Raw genomic sequence first — 9,982 nt, 5'->3', positions numbered from 1 at the left:
CTGCTGCCTTGGGACTGGAAGAAAACCCCTGTTCAGTCCGCGGCCTGATCGGGCCACCGCGCCAACGCGGTTATCCCGCGGCCCTCACCGGACGGTTACGTTACTCAGCCCTGTGCGCGCGACAAGAAGACGGGCCTGCCGCATGCGCATGCAGCGTTTGCGCAAATGAAGGATCGCGCGCGAGCGTGCGAGTTCATTTGCGCGCGCGGCGGAGAAGAATTTTGAGCGCTTTGGTTCGGCTCGAGCGGAAATAACGCGTTTTCACGCTGCGTCACGTCGAGACATGACGGGCAATTTGCCGTGGTCTCACGCACACGTGATGTTTGCGAGTGAGAGCGGGAACCAAGTGGAGGCGACACGATCGCGTGATCAACGATTCGCGATCACTCTCGTTAAGTTTGCGTCACACCGGGAACAGGGCCGCGCGAGATCACTTACGATTGCGGCGTGGGTGACACTGGGCGCGACGCTCAGCCGCGGTGCCCGCCTGGGCATCCCGACCCGATCACGCCCATCGGCGCCGGTCGCGCTCTTGCAGTGACCGGCCTGATCCCGCCAAATCGTTCCTGAGCGCGTGAGTGCTGACGTCGCCGGAAAGGGGGCGCTACTGCGCGCCCGATCCGCCCTGCACGATCTTTTCGTTCAGCTTCAGGTCCACGGTCTCGACCGTGCGGTCGATCTCGGCATTGGGCGTGCCGAGCTGATGCGAGATCAGCTTCACCAGGAGGTCGACGCGCTCGATGAAGGGCGCGCCGCTCGCGACCGCGCGCGCGGCCGATGACGGCTTGAGCAGGCTTTCGGCGGCCTTGGCGTATTTCGCGAACGGCACCTGATCCTGCGGATCGGCGCCGAGGCGGCGGGCGATCGCGTCGACATGGTCGTAGATCGTCTGCGAGCGCGCGAGATCGCCGTGCACGGCGTCGCGGATCGATTGCGGCTCGTGCGGCGTGATGCAGCGGTAGTTGCCGGTGAGCAGCATCGACCATTTCGCCAGCGGCACGAACAGCGAGTCGAATACCTTCAGCTTGACCGGCACGTCATGGTCATCGAGGGTCACCGCGTCGATGTCGGCTTCGAGCTCGCGCAGCACCTTGTTGTGCTTCTCGTCTGCGAAGACCGACGCCTTGAAATTCGTGGGCAGGCCGACATGAAGCACGTTCGCGGCCTCTTCCGGCGGGCGGAAGGCCTGCGGGTCGGGCGAGCACAGCGTCACCAGGCCCGGCTCGAAGCGCTCCCACACTTGCGCGTTGGTGTAGGCCTCCTCAAGATCCATGTCTGCGAGGGAGGGGATCCGCTTCAGGTAGGGCAGCGGCGGCATGTTCATGATCGACAGGCACGGCAGCTTCGCCGCAGCGATCTTGACCATGAGAACGCGGACCGTATGGTTGGTGTATTGCGGCTCCTGCATCGCAAGGCCGACCATGTCGTAGCGGGAGAGGTCGACATTTGCCGGCGTCACTGCATCGAGCTTGCCGGGCAGGCGGCGCGAGAAGATGGCACGGTGCACCGCCTCGTCGCGCAGCTTGATGCGCACCTCGGTACCGTCCCGATTGATCAACTCTGCCGTTTTTGAGCGGCAAACCAGGGTGACGTTGTGTCCGGCCATCAGCAGCTTCGTGCCCAGCAGCGAGCCGTAAGAAGCCCCGAGAATCAGGATGTTACGCGCCATATTCCGTCCCTTTGACAAAACTTGTGCGGTTTTTGAGCCCCGGCCGTCATCCGAGGGCGAATTGCCGGCATGTAAAGCGAAGTCCCCGGCGATGGCAACTGGGATAATGGATACAAGGAGGCGCCAGTGATCTTCGCCAGCCCGATGGAGCGACTTGCCCGCCATAGCGTGCATCGTGCGGAGAGCTGTCCGGGAGCGCTCGCAGGATATTCCACTTTGCCGAATTCGGAAATATCGAGTGCGGGCAGGGCGCCGGGTGTGCCTATGACGGAGTGTCCCTGTGACTTTGTGGCGACGTGTGGATGAGTCGCGCCGATGGTTCGTCTCGTCAGCTTTTGGTCCCACGTCGACAGCCGGCATCGATAAGCGGCAATCCGTTGCACCTTGCGCCGCATCGCGATGGCGGCGCGCTGGATGTGGCCATGAGCTTCACGCTGAGTTTTATCATGAGAATTCACGCTGAGAGCACATAGTTGTGCCTGCTCCGTCATCAAACGGAATCTATAATCTAATCGCCGCCGCAACTAAAAACTACAAAACCCGGACCACCGCTCTCCTTTCCCGAATCGCGCCGCGCTCCATCAACACGACTGGCCGCATGACCCGACGGGCAAAACACCTGCGAAGCTGTCAATCCGCGCGCGCGAAAATATTCCACTTTACCGAAATTCGGAAACGGCGTATGTATCGCGCATCCCGGCTCATCTTGAGGGACGATCTTGTGTCGTCACGTTTCGCGAGCCGGGCTTGCGGTGGACGCGGCAGCGTCGGGCGCGAGAGGTTAAGGGCAGGGCGGATTGCTCTCCGTGAGCCCGAGGCTTCGCGCGGACGGACGGCGCTGTCAGGTTTGTCTCGCCAGCATTCTTCCGGCAACGTCGACAACGTCGGGAGATAATGTGGCGAGCAAGCGAACCGTGCGTACGGCAAAACCGTGTGGTCCTGGCCGTCGTTGCTACGGTCAAGCTCTTGCGGAGGCGGCATTTGCGTCAACCGGCGCGGTGTCGGCGACTTTCGCTGGGGTGAGGGAGGCCAGAAGGAACTCGGCTCCCGGGAGAGCACGGCATAAGCCGTCCAACCATCGCGCAGGGAAGGCCGTGTGTTGGGCTCACCTGTATGCTGCTGTGCGGTTTTTCTGCGTGTGTTTTTCGCGCAGCGGACCGCGGGTGCCAGCCGGCACCCGGTCTTCCCTGCGCTCTCTTGGCTCAAGAGGGTGGAGCGACCAAGCAAAACTCGGGCAAATTGCGCCGCGAGGGCGCGAAGCTGTGTCTGGAAGTTGAAACGAGAGGAAGGCGTAGGATGGGTAGAGCACTTGCGAAACCCATCATGCTCCCGCGTGGATGAGACCTGATGGGTTTCGCTTCGCTCTACCCATCCTACGGGTGAGATGCGCGTTGGTGACGAGGCCCCTTGCTCCGCCATTGCGAGCCAACGGGGCCGCGCTACGCGCGGACCCGTTGGCTCGCAATGACGACGTGGAGGGAGTGTGCATCTCAGCTTAGTGTTCGTGCCCCGGACGTAGCGCAGCGCTACTGCGAGGGTGCAGCGGCAGAGCCGGGGCCCATCTCACCGCGTGTTGCCAAGTCGCGTCTTTCGTCAGGCCGCGCGCTCCTGCCTCACCCCTGGCTCGCCACGCGCATGACGTTTTTGACTCATGTGACGTCGTATCATGCGCGACGAAAAGCTTTCGTTACGCACGTTTCAGGCGAGCTTCGGCAAATAACTTCACCCTTCGATAGATCGAACCGAACGGAGCATTTTCACATGTTGTCCGATGGACAAGCTCGTCCCAACGCGACCGCTGATGTTTCCGCGGCGGCGAAAGCGGCTCTGGAAGCGCGCGATACAAACACGACAGGGACAGCCAAGCCCGCTGCAAATGCAAAGGTTGGGTCGGCTGCGGCGAACGACGAAACTCTGGCGAAAGAGGCGCTCGAGGGGGTGAAGCGTATTCGCGCCAAGGCGCGCTTCGACAAGATGGGGATACCGAAACCTGCGCCGACCGTGATCAAGCCGGCAATGATCGTGGCCAAGCCGCCGCTGCCGCGTCCGACATGGGTCGCGCCGCCCGCAACATTGGCAATCGCTGCGATCCTGGTGGTCTGCGCCTGCACCGGTGTGATCGCTTATCTGACCACGCAGCCCGCCCAGAGCAGCGTTGCGGCCAACACGGAGATCAGGAACCTGCGCGAGACGGTCGCGCAGCTGCGCAAGCAGGTGTCGGGCGTGTCCGAAAATCTCGACGGCCTGCGCACCGCGGTCGATCAGTCGAGCAAGGCGACCAACGATCGCTTCGGCAGGTTCGGCGAGAATCTGGACCGTATCGAGCGGGTGAGCTCGTCCTCGACGGTGAAGCTCGACAAGCTGGCCCTGGCTCAGGCTCAAGCCCCGGCGCCGGCGGCCGTTGCCTCGCAGCCGCCCTCCCAGACGATGCCGATGATGGCCTCGGTTGCCGCGCCCGAGATCACGGGTTCGGTTCCTCCGTCGGCGCCGCGCAAGGCGGTCGAGGGCTGGTCGGTGCGCCAAGCCTATGAGGGGATTGCGATCCTGCAAGGCCCGAACGGCGTCATTGAGGCCATGCTGGGACAGCAGGTGCCCGGCCTTGGCCGCATCGAAGAAATCAAGAACGAGAACGGCCGTCTGGTGGTGGAGTCCAGCGGCGGTGTCATCTACTCGTCACGCAAGGCGACGCCGTGATCGAAGGCCATCTACTGGCGGTGATGCTCGAAGCTGGTGCATAGCAGATCGGCCTCCGCCTCCGCGATCGGCGCGCGAAACAGGCGGCAGCTGAACTCGACGTTCGGCTTGCCGTCCGTGGGGGAGCGATCTTCGCGCAGGAAGATGCATCGCTTGCAGATATCCGAGCCGCTCGAGCTCGCCGATGATGAAAGAGGCGGTGCCGCGCGTGGTGCCGACGTAGCTCGCGAGCGCCGAGGGCGTCCGCGAGAAGCGGTTGGCGCGGGAGAGAAAGCGCAAGGCCATCCATTCGCGGTCGCGCAAGCCATGCTTGCTGCCTTCGAACCACAGGATGCGGGCCATCTGTCCCAACAATTCAATCGCTTCGCGAGCTAAAATCATCTCAAGTCCGGATCGGATAAAGCTTTATTCAATGGCGTCTTTGGTCGCGCAATCCGGGCGGGCGAGACGAAGCTGTCGAGCGATGCTTCGCGCGAAGCGGACGACCAACGGCGCTTGGAAGACGCTTCTCCGTTCTGGAGATGGAACTTTCGGATGTGGAACTAGAGCGTCACACAGAAAGTTCGAGTAAATCGCACGACTCAACTCTTCTGAAAATTTCAGTCAAATGACGGAGGGTCGCACGCAAGATTCCGATCAAGTGCCGCGTGCGAGCAACATGATGTGTCGTTACGGCCACTGCGGAGCCCATTTGTTGCCGCAGGACGTTTCGAATCGCGCGAACAGGCGGAGCGCCGGCACGCGTGGCGGTGCAAATGGCGGTAAGAGAACTGCCCGTTGCAGTTAATGGATATTGGGCTGCAATGCAGCCAGCCGGTTAAATCCGAAATACGATCGCCATAGGCAGAACGCGCTGCATGTGTCGCCGATACCGGACTTCCTGACAGACAGCTCGCAGGCTGGTGATTTGCGTTTCGCCGGCAACCGTCGACGAATGCGTCGCCTCAAGGATCGGGGTCAGGCATCAGGAAGGATGAACCGATGAGCATCGAAATCACCATGACATCCGACGTCGTCGGGCTGACGAAGGTCGCCCCGGTCTCACGTCGCGGCTTCATGAGCGCCACCGCGGCCGTCGCCGCCGGCTACACGCTCGCGGCCGGGCCGGTCCGTGCCGAGGTGATCACGACCGACACCAGCGGCCTCCAGGCCGGCGACGCCAGGATCAAGGTCGGCTCCGAGGAGATGCCTGCCTATTTCGCTCGCCCCGCCGGCAACACCAAGGCGCCGGTGATCGTCGTGGCGATGGAGATTTTCGGCCTGCACGAATACATCAAGGACGTGACACGGCGCCTGGCCAAGCTCGGCGCATTCGCGATTGCGCCTGACTATTACTTCCGCAAGGGCGTCGACCTGACCAAGATCAGCGATATCAAGGACCTGCTGCCGGTCGTCAATGCCAAGCCGGATGCCGAGCTGTTGTCCGATCTCGATGCGACCGTGGCATGGGCGGGCTCGCAAGGCGGCGATACCACCAAGCTCGGCATTATCGGCTTCTGCCGCGGCGGCCGCACCGTCTGGGAATATGCGGCCCACGGCGGCACGCTCAAGGCCGGCGTCGCCTTCTATGGTCCGCCGGTCGATGCGCCCAATCCGCTGTGGCCGAAGAGCCCGATGCAGCTCGCGCCCGAGATGAAGGCGCCGGTGCTCGGCCTCTATGGCGGCGCCGATACCGGCATTCCCGTGGCCCAGGTCGAGCAGCTCAAAGCGGCGCTCGAGCAGAACAAGAAGACGGCGGAATTCAAGATCTATCCGGGGGCGCCGCACGGCTTCCATGCCGACTACCGCGGCAGCTACCGCAAGGATGCGGCGGAAGATGCCTGGAAGCAGGCCCAGGCCTGGTTCAAGAAATATGGCGTGTTGAGCTGACGTCGCAGCATGATCCGGAAAACTGTGCAGCGGTTTTCCGACAAGATCATGCTCAAATAATTCAAGAGGGCGGCCCAATCGGCCGCCCTCCTTCTATTGCGGCGTGCCGATCTCATTTCACCATCGCGCCATAGACGATGTCCTGCACCTGCTCACGATAATATTTCCGCAGCTCGCCCGGCGCGGCCGTTCCCACCACCACCACGAGACGCTCCTTGGGATCGCAGAAGAACTGCGTCCCGTACGCGCCGTTCCAGGTGAACTCGCCGGGATTGCCGGGGACCGACGACAATCCCTCGCCGGTGCGGACAGCGACTGCGAGGCCAAAGCCGAAGCCGGCGCGATGCGGCTCGATGTTCGCCACGTTGTTCTTGATCTCGGGACCGAGATGATTGATCGTCATGTGATGCACGGTCTTGGGACCGAGGATGCGCTGGCCATCGAGCGCGCCGCCGTTGAGCAGCATCTGTCCAAAGCGGATGTAGTCGCCGACGGTCGCGAACGAGCAGGCGCCGCCGCAGTCGAATTTTGTCGGCGTGTCCAAAAGCTTGATGGCTTGCGGTTTGCCGGTCAGCGGATCGTTGGCGAACGGGCGGGCGAGGCGAGGGCGCTGTGCGTCGGTCGGATGGAAGGTGGCGTCCTTCATCCCGAGCGGCTGCCAGACATTGGCGGCGAGATAGTCGCCGAGCTTCTGCTCGCTGACCTTCTCGACGACAGCGCCGAGCACGTCGATCGAGAAACCGTATTCGAATTCGGTCGACGGCTGATGCGCCAGCGGCAGCTTTGTGATGCGGTCGATGAACGCCTGGGTGTCGCCTTCGATCGCCGGCGCGGTGCCTTCCGGATATGCTCGCGCAAGCGTGCTGGAGCTGTCCGGGCGACCGCCATACATCAGACCGGACGTGTGTCGGTACAGGTCGTGAATGAAGATCGGTGACGCCTGCGGTTCGAGTTTCAAAGAACCGTCGCCCTGCTGAACGCCGACCTTCATGTCGGCAAAGCCGGGATAATAGTCGGACAGCTTGGCCTGGAGCGGCAGTTTGCCCTGTTCCATCAACGTCAGGCCAGCGACCGCCGCCATCGGCTTGGTCATCGAGGCCAATGCGAAGATCGCGTCGACAGGCATCGGCGTGCCCTTGTCCGGATCGAGCATGCCATAGGCCTTGTAGTGCACGAGCTTGCCGTCCCGCGCCACCGCCACGACGGCGCCGGGCACGCGCTTGGCGGCGATCTCGCGGGCGAAGAAATCGTCGAGCCGGACAAGGCCCTGTTTGGAGAAGCCCACATCGTCGGGATTGGTTTCGGGCAGCGGTGCGGCGCGCGCTACGCCGAACGTGATGACGGCAGCCGCCGTCGCGATCATGGCGATCGTCTTCATTGTATCCTCCCAAGCGCGAGCTCGTTATGCAGTGGCCCGCTCGGTGATTAGATCACGACCGCACCGGCGCGAAGTCAAGCGCGGGCAAGGCAAGTCTGGGACGCGTCGAAGGTGCCCGAACCCTATCGCCCTTCCCCCGTGCGCCACAGCGCGTCGAGGCCGTGCCGGTAGGTCGGGCAGGCCAGCTTGACGCCGAGATCTCGCTTCAATCTCGCGTTGGAGACACGGGCGCTGCTGGCATAGAAACTGCGGGCCATCGCCGACATCTCGGCGGTCTCGAACGGCTCCTCGGGCGGCGGCGCAACGTTCATCAGCTTTGCCGCATAAGCGATCACGTCCTGCGGCGGAGCCGGCTCGTCGTCGCACACGTTCCAGGTGCCGCCGTCACTGTGCTTCACCGCCGCCAGGATGGCGCTCGCGATGTCGTCGGCGTGGGTGCGGTTGAAGACCTGCCCCGGCTTGATGATGCGCCGGGCCGTGCCCGCCCGCAACATCACCAGCGCATTGCGGCCGGGGCCGTAGATGCCCGCAAGCCGCAGGATCGCGACATCGCCGCGCGCCGTGTCCGTCCAGGCCTGCTCCGCCGCGACTCGCATTCGCGTGCGGTCGAGGGTGGCCTGCGGCGGTGTGCTCTCGTCCACCCATCCGCCGGCGTGATCGCCATAGACGCCGATGGTGGAGAGATAGACGATCTTCCGCCGCCGGCCCGCGAGCGCGTCGGCAAAGGCCGTAACTGCGGGATCCCCCGCGCTGCCGGGCGGGATCGATATGAGAAGGACATCGGCGTCGCGGACTCTCTCCACCGCCTCGCGTGCCGGACTGCCGCCGGAAAAGGCATGCACCTCGATGCCGGGAAGGTCGCTCCGCTTTCCGGGATCGCGCACCGTGCCGGCGATATGCGAGAAGGTGCCGCCGAATCGGCGGACGAAATGCCGGGCACTGTAGCCGAGGCCAAGGATGAAGAGCCGCATGCGTCTCCCGTGCTGGTCAGAGTTCCCGCTCGCGCCGCAGCGCGCCTTTCGCTCATAAGAGATTTTTGGGTCCGGCAAAAGATATTGCAATTTTACTCGCCCGCCAGTGCAGGCGATGATCGCTTGTCAGGAGGGAGGCGTCGGTGATGCAGGCAGAAGCGCCGGCCGCAGTGCTATGCGATGCCGCGGAGTTGATCCGGCGCGCCGCCGCGCTGATCTTCGATGTCGACGGTACGCTGGCCGAGACGGAAGAGTTGCATCGGCAGGCCTTCAACCACGCCTTCGTTCGCCACGGTCTCGACTGGGAGTGGGACCGGGCCGTCTACAGGGACCTGCTGCGTGTCACCGGCGGCAAGGAGCGCATGCGCGCCTTCCACACAAGGCTGCGGGTCGCCCCGCCATTGCCGGATGCGGATATCGCAGCCCTTCACCGCATCAAGTCCGCGCGTTACGCCGAACTGATCGAGACCGGCTGCTGCCCGCTGCGGCCGGGCGTGGCGGATCTGCTCGCTGCGGCCAAGGCGCGAGGCCAGCGGCTTGCGATTGCGACCACCACCTCGCACGGCAATATCGATGCGCTGCTGTCGCAAGCGCTGGGAACGCGCTGGGCTGCGGATTTTGACGCGATCGTCGCCGGCGACGATGTCCGGCACAAGAAACCCGCGCCGGACGTCTATCTGGAAGCCCTGGCCCGGCTGAAGCTGGAGGCCTCCGACTGCGTCGCGATCGAGGATTCCGCCAATGGCCTGATCGCGGCCTCGCGCGCCGACATTCCGGTTCTGATCACGCGCAGCATGTTCTTCCGGGATGATGATTTCACTGATGCGCGGTGTGTGCTGGAGGATCTGTCGGGGCTTGGATGAGGCCGCACAACAAAAAACTGAAAAACAACCCCATGCACAGTAGATCACGCCGGCGTGACGGCCGCGTTCAGTGGACGCGGTGGCTCGTTCTATCGTCTTCAGCCTGCTCGACAATCTGCGCGATTGGGCTCGACTGGTGATGCACCAGGCGCCAGCCGTCGCCGACACGCCGAAAATGGTTGGCAGCGGCCAAAGCGGTGCCGTCGACGATCTCGATGCACAGCACGCGCGCGCTGTCGCCGTCGACGATGGCCTGCGGTTCGGCACAAACGATCTGCGGACGCTCGGGGTTTTGCAGGATATCGCGCCAGCTGCCGATCACCGTGGCCCGCCCGATGATCGCAGGCCAGCCGGGATGGATGCACGAGATGGCGTCGTCATCCGCCCACATCTGTTCCATGCCGTCGAAGTCGCCCGTTGAAAAGGCGGCGTAAAACGCCGCATTCGCGGCGATGACCTTGTTTTCCTTTGCCATGCCTCTCGGGTGCGGCAATGACAGGCAAAAATCAAGCGCGACTTCCGTCGATTTTGATCGCAT

At 63.5% G+C, this 9,982-nt stretch carries 7 protein-coding genes and 1 pseudogene; 3 read left to right on the top strand and 5 right to left on the bottom strand.

What is annotated here, in order from left to right:
- Positions 1 to 604 precede the first annotated feature (604 nt).
- Complete coding sequence (locus IVA80_RS07105) at positions 605 to 1,669, bottom strand: 2-dehydropantoate 2-reductase (protein WP_247427181.1); 1,065 nt, start codon at positions 1,667 to 1,669, stop codon at positions 605 to 607.
- A gap of 1,761 nt (positions 1,670 to 3,430) precedes the next feature.
- Here IVA80_RS07105 and IVA80_RS07100 point away from each other — a divergent pair.
- Entirely contained in the window at positions 3,431 to 4,363 is a 933-nt protein-coding gene (locus IVA80_RS07100) for a hypothetical protein (RefSeq protein ID WP_247427178.1), read from the top strand.
- Between the two features lie 11 nt (positions 4,364 to 4,374).
- On the opposite strand, the pseudogene IVA80_RS07095 reads toward IVA80_RS07100, so the two are convergent.
- Positions 4,375 to 4,744 (bottom strand): annotated as a pseudogene (locus tag IVA80_RS07095) (helix-turn-helix domain-containing protein).
- A gap of 600 nt (positions 4,745 to 5,344) precedes the next feature.
- Here IVA80_RS07095 and IVA80_RS07090 point away from each other — a divergent pair.
- Complete coding sequence (locus IVA80_RS07090; RefSeq protein ID WP_247427175.1) at positions 5,345 to 6,232, top strand: dienelactone hydrolase family protein; 888 nt, start codon at positions 5,345 to 5,347, stop codon at positions 6,230 to 6,232.
- A 112-nt stretch (positions 6,233 to 6,344) separates the two neighbouring features.
- On the opposite strand, the gene IVA80_RS07085 is transcribed toward IVA80_RS07090, so the two are convergent.
- Together IVA80_RS07085 and IVA80_RS07080 are read right to left on the bottom strand one after the other, a co-directional pair.
- Entirely contained in the window at positions 6,345 to 7,610 is a 1,266-nt protein-coding gene (locus IVA80_RS07085; RefSeq protein WP_247427172.1) for a serine hydrolase domain-containing protein, read from the bottom strand.
- A 122-nt stretch (positions 7,611 to 7,732) separates the two neighbouring features.
- Positions 7,733 to 8,581 carry an SDR family oxidoreductase gene (locus tag IVA80_RS07080; protein ID WP_247427169.1) on the bottom strand — a complete coding sequence of 283 codons (849 nt, stop codon included), beginning with the start codon at positions 8,579 to 8,581 and terminating at the stop codon, positions 7,733 to 7,735.
- 146 nt (positions 8,582 to 8,727) lie between these two features.
- Here IVA80_RS07080 and IVA80_RS07075 point away from each other — a divergent pair, with 146 nt between their 5' ends.
- Positions 8,728 to 9,444: an HAD family hydrolase gene (locus IVA80_RS07075; RefSeq protein WP_247427204.1), complete on the top strand. Its 717-nt coding sequence runs from the start codon at positions 8,728 to 8,730 to the stop codon at positions 9,442 to 9,444.
- A gap of 67 nt (positions 9,445 to 9,511) precedes the next feature.
- On the opposite strand, the gene IVA80_RS07070 is transcribed toward IVA80_RS07075, so the two are convergent.
- Positions 9,512 to 9,919 carry a nuclear transport factor 2 family protein gene (locus IVA80_RS07070; protein ID WP_247427166.1) on the bottom strand — a complete coding sequence of 136 codons (408 nt, stop codon included), beginning with the start codon at positions 9,917 to 9,919 and terminating at the stop codon, positions 9,512 to 9,514.
- Positions 9,920 to 9,982: the final 63 nt, after the last annotated feature.

The sequence above is a fragment of the Bradyrhizobium sp. 139 genome, from assembly GCF_023074175.1.
Taxonomy (GTDB): Bacteria; Pseudomonadota; Alphaproteobacteria; order Rhizobiales; family Xanthobacteraceae; genus Bradyrhizobium.
This window is presented reverse-complemented; position numbering and strand designations above follow the sequence as displayed.